The 17,659-nt window shown below is 62.6% G+C and carries 21 protein-coding genes and 1 riboswitch; of the genes, 12 read left to right on the forward strand and 9 right to left on the reverse strand.

Going from position 1 to position 17,659, the window contains the following annotated elements; genetic code table 11:
• The first annotated feature begins 44 nt into the window (after nucleotides 1-44).
• Together rnhB and V7660_RS09090 are read left to right on the forward strand one after the other, a co-directional pair.
• Complete coding sequence (rnhB, locus tag V7660_RS09085; protein ID WP_442910037.1) at nucleotides 45-629, forward strand: ribonuclease HII; 585 nt, start codon at nucleotides 45-47, stop codon at nucleotides 627-629.
• A gap of 158 nt (nucleotides 630-787) precedes the next feature.
• Complete coding sequence (locus V7660_RS09090) at nucleotides 788-1,213, forward strand: GIY-YIG nuclease family protein (RefSeq protein ID WP_335602764.1); 426 nt, start codon at nucleotides 788-790, stop codon at nucleotides 1,211-1,213.
• Between the two features lies 1 nt (nucleotide 1,214).
• Here the strand turns inward: V7660_RS09090 and V7660_RS09095 are convergent, their stop codons facing one another.
• The gene (locus tag V7660_RS09095) at nucleotides 1,215-1,760 is read right to left on the reverse strand and encodes a DUF6265 family protein (RefSeq protein WP_335602765.1); all 546 of its coding nucleotides are present in this window, start codon (nucleotides 1,758-1,760) and stop codon (nucleotides 1,215-1,217) included.
• Between the two features lie 116 nt (nucleotides 1,761-1,876).
• Between V7660_RS09095 and ttcA the strand changes: the two genes are divergently transcribed.
• Nucleotides 1,877-2,764, forward strand: a complete 888-nt coding sequence (gene ttcA / locus V7660_RS09100) for a tRNA 2-thiocytidine(32) synthetase TtcA (RefSeq protein WP_335602766.1) — start codon at nucleotides 1,877-1,879, stop codon at nucleotides 2,762-2,764.
• Between the two features lie 6 nt (nucleotides 2,765-2,770).
• Here ttcA and V7660_RS09105 read toward each other — a convergent pair whose 3' ends face one another.
• Both V7660_RS09105 and V7660_RS09110 read right to left on the reverse strand, forming a co-directional pair.
• Nucleotides 2,771-3,253: a DUF2165 domain-containing protein gene (locus tag V7660_RS09105; RefSeq protein ID WP_335602767.1), complete on the reverse strand. Its 483-nt coding sequence runs from the start codon at nucleotides 3,251-3,253 to the stop codon at nucleotides 2,771-2,773.
• A 114-nt stretch (nucleotides 3,254-3,367) separates the two neighbouring features.
• Entirely contained in the window at nucleotides 3,368-4,669 is a 1,302-nt protein-coding gene (locus V7660_RS09110) for an acyl-CoA dehydrogenase family protein (protein WP_335602768.1), read from the reverse strand.
• Nucleotides 4,670-4,821: 152 nt separating this feature from the next.
• Between V7660_RS09110 and V7660_RS09115 the strand changes: the two genes are divergently transcribed.
• The 3 genes from V7660_RS09115 to V7660_RS09125 all read left to right on the forward strand — a co-directional run bounded on the left by V7660_RS09115 (nucleotide 4,822) and on the right by V7660_RS09125 (nucleotide 7,429).
• Complete coding sequence (locus tag V7660_RS09115) at nucleotides 4,822-5,568, forward strand: sulfite exporter TauE/SafE family protein (protein WP_335602769.1); 747 nt, start codon at nucleotides 4,822-4,824, stop codon at nucleotides 5,566-5,568.
• Nucleotides 5,569-5,723: 155 nt separating this feature from the next.
• Nucleotides 5,724-6,632, forward strand: coding sequence for a LysR family transcriptional regulator (locus tag V7660_RS09120; RefSeq protein WP_335602770.1), 909 nt, complete (start codon nucleotides 5,724-5,726; stop codon nucleotides 6,630-6,632).
• Nucleotides 6,633-6,664: 32 nt separating this feature from the next.
• Nucleotides 6,665-6,845: riboswitch (yybP-ykoY riboswitch) on the forward strand.
• A 14-nt stretch (nucleotides 6,846-6,859) separates the two neighbouring features.
• The gene (locus V7660_RS09125; protein ID WP_335602771.1) at nucleotides 6,860-7,429 is read left to right on the forward strand and encodes a TMEM165/GDT1 family protein; all 570 of its coding nucleotides are present in this window, start codon (nucleotides 6,860-6,862) and stop codon (nucleotides 7,427-7,429) included.
• Nucleotides 7,430-7,435: 6 nt separating this feature from the next.
• On the opposite strand, the gene V7660_RS09130 is transcribed toward V7660_RS09125, so the two are convergent.
• Together V7660_RS09130 and V7660_RS09135 are read right to left on the reverse strand one after the other, a co-directional pair.
• Entirely contained in the window at nucleotides 7,436-9,166 is a 1,731-nt protein-coding gene (locus V7660_RS09130; protein WP_335602772.1) for a cation:proton antiporter domain-containing protein, read from the reverse strand.
• A gap of 33 nt (nucleotides 9,167-9,199) precedes the next feature.
• The gene (locus V7660_RS09135) at nucleotides 9,200-9,661 is read right to left on the reverse strand and encodes a nucleoside deaminase (RefSeq protein ID WP_335602773.1); all 462 of its coding nucleotides are present in this window, start codon (nucleotides 9,659-9,661) and stop codon (nucleotides 9,200-9,202) included.
• Between the two features lie 50 nt (nucleotides 9,662-9,711).
• Between V7660_RS09135 and rsmD the strand changes: the two genes are divergently transcribed.
• Nucleotides 9,712-10,272 (forward strand): 16S rRNA (guanine(966)-N(2))-methyltransferase RsmD, encoded by a 561-nt coding sequence (rsmD, locus tag V7660_RS09140; protein WP_335602774.1) that lies wholly within the window; start codon nucleotides 9,712-9,714, stop codon nucleotides 10,270-10,272.
• Here rsmD and V7660_RS09145 read toward each other — a convergent pair.
• A complete protein-coding gene (locus V7660_RS09145) occupies nucleotides 10,269-11,273 on the reverse strand; it encodes a patatin-like phospholipase family protein (RefSeq protein ID WP_335602775.1) in 1,005 nt (334 codons plus the stop codon). The genes rsmD and V7660_RS09145 overlap by 4 nt on opposite strands.
• A gap of 203 nt (nucleotides 11,274-11,476) precedes the next feature.
• Here V7660_RS09145 and V7660_RS09150 point away from each other — a divergent pair, with 203 nt between their 5' ends.
• The 3 genes from V7660_RS09150 to V7660_RS09160 all read left to right on the forward strand — a co-directional run bounded on the left by V7660_RS09150 (nucleotide 11,477) and on the right by V7660_RS09160 (nucleotide 13,795).
• Entirely contained in the window at nucleotides 11,477-12,499 is a 1,023-nt protein-coding gene (locus V7660_RS09150) for a glycosyltransferase family 2 protein (RefSeq protein ID WP_335602776.1), read from the forward strand.
• A gap of 2 nt (nucleotides 12,500-12,501) precedes the next feature.
• On the forward strand, nucleotides 12,502-12,942 hold the full coding sequence (locus V7660_RS09155) for an NUDIX hydrolase (protein ID WP_335602777.1): 441 nt from the start codon (nucleotides 12,502-12,504) through the stop codon (nucleotides 12,940-12,942).
• A gap of 67 nt (nucleotides 12,943-13,009) precedes the next feature.
• Nucleotides 13,010-13,795, forward strand: coding sequence for an SDR family NAD(P)-dependent oxidoreductase (locus tag V7660_RS09160; protein ID WP_335602778.1), 786 nt, complete (start codon nucleotides 13,010-13,012; stop codon nucleotides 13,793-13,795).
• A gap of 70 nt (nucleotides 13,796-13,865) precedes the next feature.
• Here the strand turns inward: V7660_RS09160 and V7660_RS09165 are convergent, their stop codons facing one another.
• Together V7660_RS09165 and V7660_RS09170 are read right to left on the reverse strand one after the other, a co-directional pair.
• On the reverse strand, nucleotides 13,866-14,150 hold the full coding sequence (locus tag V7660_RS09165) for a hypothetical protein (RefSeq protein ID WP_335602779.1): 285 nt from the start codon (nucleotides 14,148-14,150) through the stop codon (nucleotides 13,866-13,868).
• Between the two features lie 171 nt (nucleotides 14,151-14,321).
• A complete protein-coding gene (locus tag V7660_RS09170; RefSeq protein ID WP_335602780.1) occupies nucleotides 14,322-14,561 on the reverse strand; it encodes a hypothetical protein in 240 nt (79 codons plus the stop codon).
• Nucleotides 14,562-14,683: 122 nt separating this feature from the next.
• On the opposite strand from V7660_RS09170, the gene V7660_RS09175 reads away from it, so the two are divergent.
• Both V7660_RS09175 and V7660_RS09180 read left to right on the forward strand, forming a co-directional pair.
• Complete coding sequence (locus V7660_RS09175; protein ID WP_335602781.1) at nucleotides 14,684-15,667, forward strand: NAD(P)H-dependent flavin oxidoreductase; 984 nt, start codon at nucleotides 14,684-14,686, stop codon at nucleotides 15,665-15,667.
• A complete protein-coding gene (locus V7660_RS09180) occupies nucleotides 15,660-16,439 on the forward strand; it encodes an enoyl-CoA hydratase/isomerase family protein (protein ID WP_335602782.1) in 780 nt (259 codons plus the stop codon). Before V7660_RS09175 ends, V7660_RS09180 begins: the two co-directional genes overlap by 8 nt.
• Here the strand turns inward: V7660_RS09180 and V7660_RS09185 are convergent.
• The gene (locus V7660_RS09185; protein WP_442910038.1) at nucleotides 16,373-17,548 is read right to left on the reverse strand and encodes a PQQ-dependent sugar dehydrogenase; all 1,176 of its coding nucleotides are present in this window, start codon (nucleotides 17,546-17,548) and stop codon (nucleotides 16,373-16,375) included. The genes V7660_RS09180 and V7660_RS09185 overlap by 67 nt on opposite strands.
• Between the last annotated feature and the right edge of the window lie 111 nt (nucleotides 17,549-17,659).

Below are 17,659 nucleotides of genomic sequence, written 5' to 3' on the forward strand. Positions count from 1 at the left end.
GGAGCGCGCTGGAGCGCAAGAGCGACTCGCGTTTTGATGGGCCGATGGCGACGATCCAGATCATCATGGCCGGCGTGGATGAGGCAGGCCGGGGCCCGTGGGCCGGGCCGGTGACGGCGGGCGCGGTGATCCTCGATCCGGCGCAGCCCATCGACGGGCTGACCGATTCCAAGAAGCTGTCCGAAGCCAAGCGCGACGCGCTGGCGCCGATGATCCGGGCGCGGGCGGCGGCGTGGAGCGTGGCGCATGCGAGCCCGGAGGAGATCGACCGGCTGAACATTCGTCAGGCGACCTTCCTGGCGATGGAGCGGGCCGTGGCGGGGCTCGGCCTCGCGCCGGGGCACATTCTGGTGGATGGCAACGCCCTGCCCGGCGGCCTGCCCTGCGCGGCGACGGCCATCGTGAAGGGCGATCTGACGGAGCCCGCCATTTCCGCCGCCTCGATCCTCGCCAAGACGGTGCGCGACGCGCTGATGAAGGAGATGGATCTGGCGTTTCCGGCCTATGGCTTTGCCCGGCATAAGGGCTATGGCACGGCGGCCCATGCCGAGGCGTTGATGGCGCACGGGCCCTGCGCCCACCATCGGATGAGCTTCGCGCCGGTCAAGCGGGCGATGGCGCGGGTCTGATTTGGCCCTGGCCACCCTGCCCTGCTCCCGGCTCGGAGCTTAACCAATTGGGCGGATCCGGAAGGATTTCTCCCCCTCAGGCCCCCGAAACCGCCACATTTTAACGGCTGATTAACCGTAGCAAGAGAGCTTCGCGCCAATCTGGAGGGCATGAGGACATGTGGATATTGTTCGGGTGGCATACTTGGTGGGGCGAGTCGGGACGGCCCTATCGCTTCAAGATCACGCTGACGCCGAAAGGCCTGCCGAATGAGGGCGGGATCTATGTCTTCGTGCAGCGCCGCTTCGTCTTCTTCCTGTTCCCGCTGTACATCGGCAAGGCCGCGAACTTCAAAAGCCGCCTGATCGGGCATGAGCGCTGGTGGGAAGCCTGGTGGAAGCGCGGCGCGACCGAGCGGCACGTGCTGGTCCTCAAGAAGCCGGCCGACCGGGCGCGGGTCGAGGAAGACCTGATCCGCCGCTACCAGCCGCGCATGAACGACATATTGATCCCGCGCGGCAGCAATGATGCCCCGAACAACAAGCGCCTGCGCGTCTGGTGGAGCATCAAGCGCTTCTTCCGGATCCCGTTCCTGGCGCGCTAGGCTAGTCGCTGAAGGTGAACGCCGCCACACGCCGGAACGGAATGACAAGGGTTTCACGCTCTGCGTCCCCGTCCATGTTCAGGAAATAGACGGTATAGGCATCCGGGCCGGTGCGCCGGAAGCTGACGCGGTCGAAATAGAGCGTGTCACCCTCGATCGCGAGGAGCCTGCGGTCGATCGGGCCCGACTGGTCTTCCCAGCCGCTCAGGCCAGGCGTGAAATGGCGCAGGCGTATGAAGAGCGTCCCGTCCTGGGCGATGATGTTCGAAATCTCGTAGAAGATGATGCCGTCCGGATTGGTCGCCCGGACGAAGGAGGGCAGCTGTCCCTTGTCGGCAGGCAGGAAAACCTGCTCCACCGGGCCTTCCGGCATGTCCCCGATCCAGTAGCCAACCAGCCAGTCGACCTCTGCGAGGCTGGCGGGCGGGGATGCCGTGTCGGCCTCCGCCCGGCGCACATGATCGCGCGGCGTCTCGGCCCCCGCCGGGCCAGGGCTGATTACGGCCAGGCAGGCCAGGATCGCGGCAAGGAAACGTGGCGGGCACATCATGTCTGTCCTTCACTGCCGCGGAAGTGTCCGTCACGCCCTCCGGCCTGTCAATTCCTGCCTAGGGCCAGCCAGAAAGCCTTGCCTGCGGCCCTTACCGCATGGCAAATGCCCCCATGCCCGATACAGCCCCGCCTCTTGCCCCATCCCTGTTTGCGGATGCGCCCTCCGGGGTCAGCTTCAAGAAGCTGCGCAAGCGGCTGGTACGCGGCGCGCTGAAGGCGATCGACGATTACAAGATGGTCGAACGGCGTGCGGTGGATGCCGGCGAGAGGCCCCGTCCGAAATGGCTGGTCTGCCTCTCCGGTGGCAAGGATTCCTATGGCCTGCTGGCGGTGCTGCTGGATCTGCAATGGCAGGGCGCGCTGCCGGTGGACCTCGTGGCCTGCAATCTGGACCAGGGCCAGCCGGGCTTTCCGAAACATGTCCTGCCGGACTGGCTGGAGAGTGTCGGCGTAAAATACCGGATCGAAACCGAGGACACCTATTCCATCGTAACGGAAAAGGTCGAGGCCGGGCGGACCTATTGTTCGATGTGTTCGCGCCTGCGCCGGGGCATCCTCTATCGTATCGCACGCGAGGAAGGCTGCGAGGCCATCGTGCTCGGCCATCACCGTGACGATGCGCTGGAAACCTTCATGATGAATTTCGTGCATGGCGGACGCATGGCCGCGATGCCGCCGAAACTGCTGAATGATGAGGGCGACGTGTTCGTGCTCCGCCCACTGATCACTGCTACCGAGGACGATTTGGCCAAGTTCGCCACGGCGATGGAATTCCCGATCATCCCGTGCAATCTCTGCGGCAGCCAGGACGGGCTGCAGCGCGTGGCGATGAAGCAGATGCTGGACGAGTGGGAACGCAAGAAGCCCGGCGTGCGGCAGGTCATGGCGCACGCGCTGGCCACGGTGCGGCCGAGCCATTTGCACGATCCGCGCGTGTTCGACTTTGCGGGGCTGGAGATCGGCGGCGCGGGCGAAGACGATCCGAACGTGCCGTTCTAGGCGGCCCTAATTCTTCGAATTCACGAACAGGAGCACCACGCCGCTAGACATGGCGTACTGGAAAGCGCCTCCCTGCGCCGCGCCGCCGAGCGGGGTTTGCCACATCTGGAAATAGGCCCCGCCGATCACCATGAACAGGCCGAACCAGACAAGCAGCGCCATGATGCAGCCCATCAGGCCCCATGTCTTGGCCGCGTCAAAGACCTCTGGCGAAGCCGCGCGCGCCCGGAACATGTCGAAGGCGCCCTTGAAGGAGCACGCGGCGACCAGAAGCTCTCCGAGAATGATCACCCATAGGACGATCATGATCAGGGCGGGGGATGTTACCGCCGGGCCGAAAGCGTTCGGATACGCCTCGTTACCCGCCATAGGCAACACGCCTTGCACGAAACTGGTGGCCGCCTCGAAATTCACGATATTGTTGAGTGCATAGAACAGGCCCTGCAGCCCGACGAACACGATCAGAATGATCTTGGAAATGCGTATCATGGCGTCCTCCCTACCAAGACGAACAAGCTACATGATTTTCCGGCTTTTCCTACCGGGAACAAAAAAGGGCGGCCCGCGAGCCGCCCTTTTCCCGATATTGCGTATGGCCTGAGCCTATTTCCGCCAGACCGACGCCAGCGAGGCATCTTCCTCGCCGCCCTGGTATTTGCGGATTTCGTGGCGGCCGACGACCATGTGGTGCACTTCGTCCGGGCCATCGGCCAGGCGCAGCGTACGCTGTTGGGTGTACATGCCAGCCAGCGGGGTCCATTGCGACACACCGGCAGCGCCGTGCATCTGGATCGCCTGGTCGATGATCTCGCACACGCGTTCCGGCACCATCGCCTTGATCATGGAAATCCAGACGCGAGCTTCCTTGTTACCGAGAACGTCCATCGCCTTGGCAGCCTTGAGCACCATCATGCGCATGGCTTCGATATCGATGCGGGCGCGGGAGATGATCTCGGTGTTGCCGCCGAGCTTGACCAGCGGCTTGCCGAAAGCTTCGCGGTTGATGCCGCGACGGACCATCAGGTCGAGTGCCTTTTCAGCGGCGCCGAGCGACCGCATGCAGTGATGGATGCGGCCAGGCCCGAGACGGAGCTGGGAAATCTCGAAGCCACGACCTTCGCCGAGCAACATGTTTTCCTTCGGCACACGTACATTCTCGAACCGGATATGCATGTGGCCATGCGGCGCATCCGGATCCCCGAAGACGTGCATGGGGCCGAGGATGGTGACGCCCGGATGCGGCAGCGGCACCAGGATCTGGCTCTGCTGCTTGTTCGGGGCGGCGTCGGGGCTGGTCTTGACCATGGTGATCATGATCTTGCAGCGCGGGTCGCCGGCACCGGAGATGTAGAATTTCTCGCCATTGATGACCCATTCATCGCCTTCGAGCACGGCGCTCATGGAGACGTTCTTGGCATCCGATGATGGCAGGGCCGGCTCGGTCATGGCGAAGGCCGAGCGGATCTTGCCTTCGAGCAGCGGCTTCAGCCAGCGCTCTTTCTGCTCTGGCGTGCCGACGCGCTCAAGAACTTCCATATTGCCGGTGTCCGGGGCGGAACAGTTCATGGATTCAGAGGCCAGCGGGTTCTTGCCGAGTTCAGCGGCGATATAGGCATAGTCGAGGTTCTTCAGGCCTTCGCCGGTTTCGGCGTCCGGCAGGAAGAAGTTCCAGAGGCCCTGCTTCTTGGCTTCGTCCTTTGCCTTTTCCAACGCTTCCAGCTGGCCGGGGGCATAGGACCAGATGTCGGTCTTGCCTTCGCCAAGGCGATGGAATTCCTCGCTCATGGGATTTACGACATCCTTGATGAAGCTCTTCACATGCTCGTAAAGCGGCACGGCTCCATCTGACATGCGCAGATCATTGAGCTCGTTTTGTGTGTCCATGGACACTTCGGTATCCGCCATTTGGGGGTCTCCTCTCAGACTTTCTTGTTGGGGGAATGGTAGTCCTTGCGGCAACGACACCGCAAATTGTTTCTCTGAAATGTTTTGTGTCGCGCGTTTTTGAGGACGTGCGCGATTTGGTGTTTTCCTGCAAACCGGTCTAGGCCAGCGCCATGACCTCGCTCGCCGCTTCCATCATTCTGGTGACCGTGCTGGCCACAAGCTTCCTGTCCGGCATTTTCGGCATGGCGGGTGGTGTGATCTTCATGGGTGTGCTGACCGCGCTGGTGCCGGTGGCCACCGCAATGATCATTCATGGCGCGGTCCAGATGGTGTCGAATGGTTACCGGGCGTATCTCTGGCGCGCGCATATCGACTGGACTATCTTCCGCCGCTACGCGCTGGGCTCGGCTGCAGCAGTCCTGTTGCTGTTCGCGCTGAGCTGGCGCCCGGACAAGCAGATGGTTTACCTGATGCTGGGGCTGGTGACGCTGCTGGTCTGGCTGCCGAAATCCATCGCGGACCTTGATATCCAGAAGCCTTTCCAGGCCGAAGGCGCGGGCTTTGTTGTTCAGGCCCTGAACACGATTGCGGGCGTCGCCGGCCCGCTGATGGACCAGTTCTTCGTGCATACGGACATGCACCGCCATGAGATTGTCGCGACCAAGGCCGTGACGCAGGTTCTGGCGCATTTCGTGAAGATCATCTTCTGGAGCGTGCCCGTCATCATGGCGACAGGCATGGAGGCGTTGCCGCCGGCCTGGCTGATCCTTGCAGCGGCGCCGCTGTCCATGTTGGGCACAACGCTGGGCGGCAAGGTGCTCGACCGGATGAGTGACGGGGGCTTCAAGCGGGACATGAAGTATCTCGTCACGGCGGTCGGCGCAGTCATGCTGATGCGCGCGGCAGGCTGGCTCTAGGGCCGCTGCGCACAAGTCTCTGGTTTTTGGAGGCGTCAGCGCCGCGCTCATTCAGGATCCTCTATTCTGGGGCTGATATTAGCGCGCCCTCGATCATTCGGGAAATTTATTATATGAAGCCCATACATCACCAATTGTGATGAATTGGAGCGTGTATGAACCTCAGATCTCTGGACCTGAACCTGCTGCCCGTACTGGAGGCCGTCTATACCGAGCGCAGCCTGACGCGGGCGAGCGAGTTCCTGCACATCACGCAACCGGCGGTCAGCAATGCGCTGGCCCGGCTGCGCACCCATTTCGAGGACCCGCTGTTTGTGCGCGAAGGGCGCGGCGTGAAGCCGACCGCAATGGCCGAGGCGCTGATGCCCGCCGTGCGCGACGCGCTGGACCGGCTGCGCGCCGGGCTGGAGCCACGCTCGGTGTTCGAGCCCTCCCGGTCGACACGGGTGTTCAACATTTCGGCGCGCGACGCCGGGGCGTTCATGATCGCCCCACGGCTTGCGCGACATCTGCAGGACATTGCGCCCGGCGTGCGCATTTCCTGGACCCAGCTGAACCGGGGCGCGATCTCGACCGAACTCGCCTCCGGCCGGCTGGACCTTGCCATTGATGTGCCCGGCATTCGCGGGACAGACCTTGAGCGCGAGCCCCTGATGACAACGCCCTATGTCTGCGTAGTGTCCGAAGACCATCCCGCCGCGCAGGAACCCCTGACCTTTGAGACATTCATCGCGCTGCGCCATGTGGTCGTCTCCAGCCGCCGCGAAGGCCGGTCCTATGTCGAGGAAGTGGCGCGTTCGCACGGGGCCCGCATCACGCCGGTGATGCGCCTGCCGCATTACATGCCTGCGCTCGAAATTGTGCGGCATACAGACCTTGCGCTGACCGTGCCAGCCTTGCTGACTCAGTCGCCGGGGCTTGTGGCGCATGAATTGCCCGGCGTGTTCCCGCAGCTCGACAGCGAACTCTACTGGCGCCGGGAGAATTCCGAGGATGCGGCCCTGTCCTGGCTGCGGGCCCTCATTCTCGATGCGGCTGCGGGTCTGGATACGCCAGGCGCCTAAGACTTGCATCTCGGCGAGCATGCCTGTAGCAGACGCCTGTCACTTGGGGAGTAGCCAGCCGGTCGCCAGACCGGGCCTCCGCGTCAACATACTCGGCCAGCAGGCCGTGGCGCGAAGGGAACGGGCAACCGTTCGGGCGAGACCAATGACGCCGCTTTCCTGCTCGGGCCGGGCACGGAATGGTGGTGTCATTGCGTCAGATTTGCCCGGCCTGGAGACTGTCTTTCATGGAAGCCCTGTTCACCTCCACACTCGTGGTCGCGCTCGCCGAGATCGGCGACAAGACACAATTGCTGGCCATCCTGCTGGCTGTTCAGTTCCGCCGGCCCCTGGCCGTCGTCGCAGGGATCTTTGCGGCAACCATCGCGAACCATTTCCTTGCCGCGCTGGTCGGTTCGCAGGCGGCGGCTTTCCTGGAGGGCGACTGGTTCCGCTACCTGATCGCCGTGTCCTTCATCCTGATGGCGGCGTGGACCCTTATCCCGGACAAGCTCGACGAGGATGAACGCCCGCGACTTCGCGACGGCGCCTTCCTGACGACGCTTGTCGCCTTCTTCCTCGTGGAGATGGGCGACAAGACCCAGATCGCGACCATCGCGCTGGGCGCGCAATTCGAGAATGTGGTTCTCGTCACGCTGGGCACGACGCTCGGCATGATGCTGGCCAATGTACCGGCGGTCTATTTTGGCGAGGCGGTCATCCGGCGCGTGCCATTGCCGGTGGTGCGGCGGATTGCGGCGCTGCTGTTCCTGGCAATCGGGCTTTGGCTGCTCGCAGAAACCGCAGGCTGGATCTGACCCGGATCACCGTGCGATGCGGTGGTATTCCTCGTCGCGTTCGGCCGCCAGACGGTCGCGAATGGTTTCGTCATTATAGCCGAATTCCGACAGGGTCCGGCCGGCCATCTGGAGGCCGGATTCGATGGCGTCCGGAATCACTTCCTTGGCCCCGGCATTCATCAGACGCTGGGCGTGTTCATGATCGCGGGCGCGGGCGATGATCGGCGCGTCGGGGCGCAGCTTGTGGAACGCCTTCACCATCGCCTCGGCAGCGGTCACGTCGTCCACGGTCACGATGAACATCATCGCGCCATCGGCGCCCGCACTGTGCAGGATTTCCGGGCGGGCCGCATCGCCGAGATAGGCGCGCCAGCCGGCATTGCGGGCATGAGAGACATTGAAGGCGCTCCGCTCAAGCGCGACAATCTCTGCCTCTTCGGAGGCGAGAATGCGCGCCACCGCCTGACCGACCCGGCCAAAGCCGGCAATGATGACGTGACCTTCAAGGGCGGAAAAATCATCTTCCAGCGTGTGGGTCGGTTCCGGACCTGATAGCCGATCAGACAGGTAATTGCCGATCTTCCCGAGCACAGGGATCAGCAACATCGAGAGCCCGGCAATCGCCGCCATGAGCCCAGCCGGCTCCGATGCCAGCGCCCCGATGGCCGTGGCCGCTGCGATCACGACGAAGGCAAATTCCCCGGCAGGCGCGAGCAGGAAGGCCGCTTCGACAGACATGGGTGTGGGGCCTGCAAACAGTCGCAAAGCCCCGAAGCCGATCACCAGTTTCAGGACCAGTAGTGCGCCGAGCCCGCTCAGGATCACCCAGGGCTGAGACAGGATGGAGGGCAGGTTCAGGCTCATGCCCACGGTCATGAAGAACAGGCCGAGCAGGATGCCCTTGAAGGGTTCGAGGTCCACTTCGGTCTGATGCTTGAACTCGGTCTCACCCAGCAGGAGGCCCGCAAGGAAGGCGCCGAGGGCGAGCGACAGACCTGCCGTTGCCGTGATCGCGGCGGCGCCCACCACGGTCAGCAGGGTCAGCGCCATCAGGAAGTCACGCCCGCCAGCTGCGGCGGCGAGGCGGAACATGCGCCGCAGGCCGAACCTCCCGATCACGAGAATGACGATGATGGCGATGACGCCATTGACCAGCGCCTCAAGCAGAACCGTGCTCAGATTCGTGCCGGCCTCGATATTGACGAAGCCGACAAAGATCAGGATCGGCGCAACCAGGATGTCCTGGAACAGGAGCACGCTGAGCGCGGCGCGGCCGACGGGCTGGGCCGCCTGTTTCTGCTCGATCAGCAATTGCATCACGATGGCGGTGGATGAGAGGGCTAATGCAAGGCCGCAGATGATGGCAGCCTCTGCGGGCAAGCCGATCTGCCAGGCAATCAGGCCGATGACGAGCGCGCTGATCGCGGCTTGCAGGCCGCCCGCACCGAATACGGCGCGCCTCAGCCCCCAGAGCTTCTCGAATGAGAATTCGAGCCCCAGCAGGAACAGGAGGAAGAGCACGCCGAGTTCGGCAAACGGGGCCGCCGCCTCGGGTTCTGAAATGGAGAAGTATTCGAGGAAGGGATGGCTATGGGCGAGTGAGCCCAGTGCGTAGGGCCCCAGCGCGATGCCGGACAGCATGAAGCCGACCACGGCCGGCAATTTCAGATAACGGAATACCGGGACGACCACGCCTGCCGCAAACAGGAAGACGATCGCGTCCTTGATCAGAATCTCGTGTCCCGGTTCTGCCATGCCCCTCTCAGTATTGCCCCACTCGATATGGCCTCAGCTGCGCCGGGCCTTGAAGAAATCCTTCAGCAGCGCGCTGGCTGTCTCGCCTGCTGCCTCGTCCTGCTCGACCTCCGGTCGCCAGTGACAGGTCGGCTGCTGGAAGAAGCGCGCCCCGTGGATCACGGCGCCGCCCTTCGGATCACAGGCAGCAAAGACGACCTTCCCGATCCGCGCAAGGCTGATCGCGCCGGCGCACATCGCGCACGGCTCCAGTGTCACATAGAGGTGCAGGCCGGTCAGCCGGTAATTTCCCCTAGCCTCAGCCGCGGCGCGCAGGGCGACGATTTCGGCATGGGCGGTCGGGTCATGCCCGGCAATCGGGCGGTTTGACCCCTCGGCCACGATCTCGCCCGTCTCCGTATCCACAATCACGGCGCCGACCGGCACTTCGCCCGCCGCGGCCGCCTGCCGCGCCAGTTCCAGCGCGCGGGTCATGGGATCAGCGAGAATTGTCATATGGATGGGATCGCCTTACACGGGCGCAAAGTAAAGGGATTGCCTGTCGAATGCGTATCATTGCCGGAGAGCACAAGGGCCGCGCCATCGCGGCGCCGAAGGGACAAGGCACGCGGCCCACGGGAGACCGGGCGCGCGAGTCGATCTTCAACATGCTGGCCCACGCCGACTGGGCGCCCGAGATTGACGGCGCGCGGGTGATCGATCTGTTCGCGGGCTCCGGCGCGCTGGGGCTGGAAGCGATGAGCCGGGGCGCGGCGTTCTGCCTGTTCGTCGAGACCGATCATGGCGCGCGCGGCGCGATCCGCGACAATATCGAAACATTGGGCCTCTTCGGAAACACGCGACTGCACCGGCGTTCAGCCACCGATCTGGGCGAGAAGCCGGCCAGTGCCGGCGCGCCCTTCACGCTCGCCTTCCTCGATCCGCCCTACAATAAAGGGCTCGTCGAACCCGCGCTTGCGGGTCTCGTGTCTGGCAAATGGCTCACCGATGATGCGCTGGCCGTCGTCGAGACGGGGGTCGACGAGACGCTCACGCCGAAGGGTTGGGAAACGGTCGAGACGCGCGACTATGGCGCAGCCCGGATCTGGTTCCTGAAGCGGGCCTAGCCTTCGAAGAATTCCTGACGCAGATCGAGGGTGGTCTGGTTTGTCCCGATAAAGTCTCCGCATTCGGCCAGCCATTTCTCGGCAGCTCCGCGGCCAATGTCGCGTAGTTTGATCAGGAAATCCCAGCTTGTATCGAATTTCGTCCTTAGACTGAATTCAAGCAGATCCTGACCGCCCTTGATCGCGTGAATGTTCAGACGTCGGTATCTCTTCAGCATAGGCTCCTTCAGCATGCCATCATCAAGCAGGCGCTGGACGAAGGCGATGGCGCGCAGCTCTCCGATCAGGGCCGCGTTGAAGCTGATCTCGTTCATCCGGTCCTGGATCTCGCCAGCCCGTTTCGGGATGCCATCGCGGCGGATCGGGTTGAGCATGACCAGCAAAACGTCACGCGGGGCGCCCGAATAGATCAGGGGGAACAGGCTCGGATTGCCCATGAAGCCACCATCCCAATAGGCCTCGCCATCTATCTCGACCGCCTGGAAGGTCTGCGGCAGGCAGGCCGAGGCCAGCACCGTATCGATGGAGATGTCGCCATCGCTGAAGACGGTCACATGGCCGGACTGAACGTTGGTGGCCGAGAGGTAAAGCTTGATGCCGGAGGCGTCGACTTTCGAAAAGTCGATCACATCGTCAACCACGTCGCGCAAGGGGTTCATATTGAACGGGTTGAGGTCATACGGGCTGGCCAGGCTCTGCAGGGCGCTGGCATAGGCGAAGACGATGGGGCTGAGCGCGCCATAGGGCGCCGAGTTGCGCCCAGACCGGGATATGCCGTGCCAGAGGGCTTCCAGTGTGTCCTTTGCGCCCTGCATCCCGTTTTCGGCCATGCCGGCCGAAAAGGCGACCGCATTCATGGCCCCGGCAGAGGTGGCGGAAATGGCTGATATTTCGAGGTCTTTCTCTTCTACCAGCCGGTCCAGCACGCCCCATGTATAGGCGCCATGCGCGCCGCCCCCCTGGAGAGCGAGGCTGAGCTCCCGCTGCTTCTGCTTTGCCATGGCGGTTTTCCTGTTGTCCGGACTGAGATTTCACAATGCAGGTGTGGTCTTAATGAGACCTCACCACAGGCGTATGACGCCTGCGCCGCCCGAACCACGACTGGGCCGGGCTAAATTGGACCAGCCTGTCGATTTTGGTCGATATTGGCACATAGCTTGCGATAAAAGCTGCGTAACCAAGCAGGATGAACAGGTAAGCCGCTGTGCCTTATGAGATTCCGCCAAAGCCCGTGATCTCCGTCATCATGGCCAATTATAATTGCGAAGCCTTCCTGGCGAGCGCAATTCAGTCTGTGCTGACCCAGACGACTCCCGCGCTTGAACTGATCCTTGTTGATGACGGGTCCAGCGACCGCAGCGTCGAGATCGCGCAGGCAATCGCCGAAAAGGATGCCCGCCTGAAAGTATTCAGCGGCACACGCTATGGCGGTCCCGCGCCGGTGCGCAACCACGCGCTGAACCAGGCCAAGGGCGACTGGATTGCCATTGTGGACAGCGATGACCTGATCCGGCCGGACCGCCTGCAGCGGATGCTGAATGCGGCCGAAGATACGGGCGCCGACATCCTGATCGACAATCTGGCCGTGTTCCAGTCTGACGGCCCGGCCAACATCTTCACCATGTTCGAGGGTGATCTGCGCGACCGTCCTGCCCGGATCATGGAGAGCGAATACATCAAGGCCAACATGCTGTACGGACGGGGCAGCAAGCTCGGCTATGCCAAGCCGCTGATCCGGTTCAGCGCGCTGGAAGCCCATTCGCTCCGCTACAATGAGACCATGCGGATCGGCGAGGATTACGATCTGATCGTGCGGCTCCTGTCGACCGGCGCGCGGATGATGAGCATTCCGGACGTCATGTATTTCTATCGCAAGCACGGGAATTCCATTTCGCATCGCCTCGATGCGGTCGCGCTCGACGCGCTGGAGCGCACCGCCAGCGAAGCGCTGCGCCAACCGACTCCGCACGCCGAAGTGACCGCTGCCCATGCCGCCCGGCTGAAATCGATCCGGCGCGCAGTCGTGTTCGACAAGATCGTGACCGCATTGAAGCGCAAGGACATGGTGGGCGCCGCCCGGCTGGTCGGAACCGACCCCTCGGTCCTTCCACTGCTCAGGATGCCGCTGATGTCCCGACTCCAGCAGCGCACCGGCAATCCCCGCGCCCGCTCGGGTGGGGAGCTTGAGGCGGAACTGGCGGGCCTGCGCGCGCTCTGCGAAGCCTGACGATGGAGGATCCTGTTCCCCAGCGGGCGGTGCCGGCCGTTGGAACGGTGTGTTTCAAGGGCAATGATGTCCTGCTGATCCGGCGCGGCACCAAGCCCTTGCAAGGCGACTGGTCCCTTCCCGGCGGACGGATCGAATTCGGGGAACGGGCCGAGGATGCGGCGCTGAGAGAACTCGCCGAGGAGACCGGAGTCACAGCGCGCATTATCGGGCTGGTCGATGTGGTGGACGCAATTTTCACGTCTCGCCAGACAGGCTCGGTCACCCGTCACTATGTATTGTTCGACTATGTCGCGCTCTGGGTATCCGGCGACCCGGTGGCAGGCGATGACGCCGCCCATGCCGAATGGATTGGCCCGGACCGGCTGGCCCACCTGCCGCTCTGGGACGAGACGCGCCGCATCATCGCCGCCGCGCGGCTTCAGGCGCATGGGACCGAATGAGGCTTGACCGCCGCTACGTCACCCGCTTGATCTGCAGCCCAATCATAAACGTCGCGGAGGACACCTAATGACATATGCCCCATTCAATCTGGCCGGAAAGGTCTGCGTCATCACCGGCGGGAACAAGGGAATCGGACTCGGCATGGCGGAAGCGCTGGCCGCCTCCAATGCCGACGTCGTGATCTGGGGCCGCAAGACGGACGACAATGCCGCCGCCCTGAAAAAACTCGAAGGTCTGGGCACAGGGAGAGCCGCCGCGAAACAGGTGGACGTGGCCGAAGAAGACCAGATCGTGAAGGCCATGGCCGAGACCGAAGAGGAATTCGGGCGCATCGACACCTGCATCGCAAATGCCGGCGTTGGACGGGGCGCGGCCAATTTTCACGAAATGACGCTGGAAACCTGGCAGTTCAATCAGCGCATCAATTCCGAAGGCGCCTTCCTGACCTTGCGCGAGGCCGCCAAATCCATGGTCAAACGGGCCAAGGCAGGCGATCCGGGCGGCTCACTGGTCGGGACGGCCTCCCTGGCAGCCTTGTCCGGCGCAGCCCGTAACCAGGCGTACGGCCACACCAAGGGCGGCCTGATCGCCATGATGAATGCCATTGCCGTCGAATATGGCCGGTATCAAATTCGGGCAAATTCCGTCCTGCCCGGCTGGATCGCCACCGACATGACCGAAGGCGGTCAAGACAGCGAAGTGTTCAATAGCAAGGTGATTTCCCGCGTACCGATCCGGCGTTGGGGCGAGCCGAAAGATTTTGGCGGCATCGCGGTCTATCTCGCCTCCGATGCGTCAAGCTTCCATTCCGGCGACACGCTGCTGATCGACGGTGCGTACCAGAAATTCTGATCAATATAGCAGAGACAAAAAAGGGCTGCCCGAGGGCAGCCCTTTTCCGTATATGGAGAGGCCAGACCGATTACTCGTTCGGCTCGTCCGTAGCATCGTCAGCAGCATCTTCAGCGTCGTCAGCGGTTTCTTCCATTGCGTCGCCTGCGTCGTCCGCAGCTTCTTCAATGTTGTCGCCAGCTTCGTCGAGTGCGTCGCCTGCATCGTCAACAGCATCTTCCATTGCATCACCTGCGTCGTCCGCAGCGTCTTCAATGGATTCCGCAGCCGTCGTATCTTCAGGCGCCGTGGTTTCTTCTGCAGCGCACGCAGCGAGAACAAGCGCAGCGGCACCGATAATCAGGAGTTGTTTCATACTTTCTTCCCCTACTTCAGGTCAAAGATGACCGGGCACAGGTTTACCATCTGCCGCCCATGACGCAAAGATGGTTTCCGCTGATGATCTGGCGCAGCATATTTAGCGCAAATCAGGCCCATTTCGCCGAATTCGCGCTCTAACGACGCACTTTTGAGGCCGAACGGGCATTTATTCATCATCTGGTGTTGCCGTGACGTCGATTTCCGATTCGTCGGGGCAAGCCTCTTCAACCTCGCTTTCCTCGCGGATATCATCGGAATCGAAGGGTTTCACCGAATCGCCCGCCGAGAGCGCAATATAACCTCCCATGCACTCCGATGGCCCCGTTACAGCCGGTGCCTGTTCACTTGTCGCCGCGCATCCCATCAACACGAACATGCCCGCAACACTGGAAATAACCTGTCTCATATCGTCCTCGCTTTGACGCTGTTTCAGCAGATTAGAGTGGCTCGATCAAACCGCCTTGCGTTGACGCAAGGACGGCAATTTACGGTCATGGCAGACACTTAAAAAATCAGGGAGACGCCACAATGGCTTTGCACACCGACCTCACGAAAATGCTGAACACCGAACATCCTATCATGCTCGCGGGCATGGGCGGCGTCTCCTATGCCGAGGTTTGCGCGGCCATGTGCAATGCGGGGGGCTATGGCGTTCTGGGCATGGCCGGCACGACGCCGGATTTCATTGAAGGCCAGATGAAGCGTGTGCGCGAGCTGACCGATCGGCCCTTCGGCGTCGATCTTCTGGCCGCCAGCCCGGAAAGCCTCGAAGAAAGCGTCGATGTCATCATCAATAATGGCGCTGACAGTTTCATCGCGGGACTTGGCGTTCCGATGCCGATCATGGAGCGCCTGAAGAAGGCGAATGTGAAAGTCATGGTCGTCGGCGGCGCGGTGAAGCATGCGATCAAGGCCGAGCAGGCCGGCTGTGATGCTGTCATCCTGCAGGGTGGCGAAGGCGGCGGGCATACGGGTCTTGTCGGCACGATGCCCCTTGTGGCGCAGGCGGTGGAAGCGGTGAACATCCCGGTCATCGCGGCCGGCGGCATCTATGATGGCCGGGGCCTCGCGGCGGCGCTCGCCCTTGGGGCCTGCGGCGTCTGGATGGGGACGCGCTTCATTGCCTCCACCGAGGCGCATGCCGCGCAGATGTACAAGGACACGGTTGTCGGCGCAGGCGATACGGACACGACCCGGACGCGCTGCTATTCCGGCAAGCCGATGCGCTGCCGCACCAATGAGTATATCAAGGACTGGGAAGGCCGCCCGCAGGACATCCAGCCCTTCCCCTATCAGGCGATCCACTCCACCAAGACAGGCGTGATCGGCGGCATTGGCGGCATCACGGATGAAGCCAAGCTCAACCCCGACGATTCCTGCTTCGCCATGGGCCAGTCGGCTGGCGGTGTGAAAGAGGTCAAGCCGGTGGCCGAGATCGTGGCAGACATCATGCGGGATGCCGAAGCGGCTATCGACCGGATGGCAAGCCTGAAAACGCCTGTGAATGCCTGACACGGGCATCCACCTCTCGCAGATGGAGGGCGTGACCCAGGTCCGTCTGGACCGGCCCCCGGTCAACGCCCTCGACCTGCCCACAATCAACGCGGTCCGGTCTGCGTTCGAGACGGCGGATTCCTCTGCCCCGATAATCCTGACCGGAACCGGCAAGGCTTTCTCGGCCGGCGTCGATACGCGGGCGTTCGGCGCCTATTCCGGCCCGGAGAAGGTCGACATGATCCGTGCCATAACCCGGATGGTGTCCGCGATTGTCAGCCACCCCGCACCCGTCATTGCAGCCGTGAATGGGCATGCCCTGGGAGGCGGCTTCGTCTTGATGCTGTGTGCGGATTTCCGTGTGGTGACGGATGACACTGACGCCAAGTTCGGCCTCACCGAAGCGCGCGCTGGTGTTCCCTTCCCGGCAGGTCCCCTGGAGGTGATCCGGCATGAGATCTCCTCCGGCTTGCTCAGACGGCTGACGCTGAGTAGCGAGATCGTTAGGGCTTCGACGCTGATGTCGGAAGGCTTGGCGGATCAATTGGCCTCGCCTGACCAGTTGCAACCTTCTGCTATAAAGGCTGCGCAGGATCTGACGAGCCAACCGGCGTTCGCTGTGGTGAAACGCCAGATTCGCGGAGACCTCCAGAAACAGCTGAAGGCCCTTGCCGCCTCCGGCAAGGACCCTCTGGCCGATCAGTTTTTCCACGTCAGGCTAGATTATTCCGAGGCGCTGGCGGGTGTCAGCCGGATCAGGCGCCCCCCTTCCTTGTCTTCCAGAACATAGAGCGCGCCGTCTGGCCCCTGCTCCACCTCGCGGATGCGTTTTCCCCATTCATAACGCTCAGCCTCCACGGCGACCGGTTCCGTCTGGCCCGAGCTGGGCGGCTGGCCGAGATTGTCCGTGGGCTGGGTTTCGAAGGAGACCCGGATCAGGGCTTGTGAAGACAAACCGCCGATAAAGGCGTTGCCCTGCCAGTCGCCGAACATGTCGCCATCATAGAAGACCAGTCCGGCGGGACTGATGACCGGGTTCCAGGCAATCGCCGGATCCTCGAAGATCGGATTGCTTTCATGCGTCGGGATTGGCTTGCCGCTGTAATGGTCGCCTTCGGAGACTTCGGGATAGCCGTAATTCTCCGACCTGACGATGAGGTTCAGCTCGTCGCCGCCCTTCGGCCCCATCTCGACCACCCAGAGCTGGTCCTTGCCGTCAAATGCAAGTCCGAGCGGATTGCGATGGCCGAGCGTCCAGACCTGGTCCGCAACGGCGCCATTCCCGTAAAATGGATTGTCTTCGGGCGCCGAACCGTCCTGGTTAATGCGGATGACCTTGCCGAGATTCATTGCCATGTTCTGGGCGGGGGTGAATTTCTGGCGCTCACCCGACGAGATGAAAAGGTGGCCATCTGGCGCAATCGCAAGCCGATGTCCATAATGGCCATTGCCCTTCACCTTTGGCGTCTGACGCCAGATCACCTCCCGGCTTTCCAGAGCGCCGCCCGTCTCGGTCAGCGTCAGCGTGGCCCGCTCAACGGCGGCCCCACTCAAATCATTATCGTTCTCGTCGCGCTCGACATAGGAGAGGAAGACCGTGCCATTCGACGCGAAATCCGGATGAATGATGATGTCGCCGAGACCGCCCTGACCCATCGCGGTCACGGCGGGCACATTTGAAATTTCTCCGAGCTTCTTGCCGGACGCATCAAGCAGCCAGAGATTGCCATCTTTCTCCGAAACCAGTGCGCGTCCATCCGGCAGGAACGTCATTGCCCAGGCGCTGTCAAAGGTTTCGAGCGGCGTGGCGACAAGCTCCGTTCCCTGCGTGCCTGTGACGTTCATGGATTGCGGCGGCGTGGCTTCATGATGCTCGGCGCTGGCACATCCGATAAGCATGAATGCGGCGCTGCCGCTCATGAGCGAACGCAGAATGAGTGATGACATGGGAATTCCTCCGGTGGCAGATATCTGCCAGTCAGAACGCGCCGCTATGCCGCCGGTTCCCAT

It is taken from the genome of Hyphomonas sp. (genome assembly GCF_036964145.1).
Taxonomy (GTDB): domain Bacteria; phylum Pseudomonadota; class Alphaproteobacteria; order Caulobacterales; family Hyphomonadaceae; genus Hyphomonas.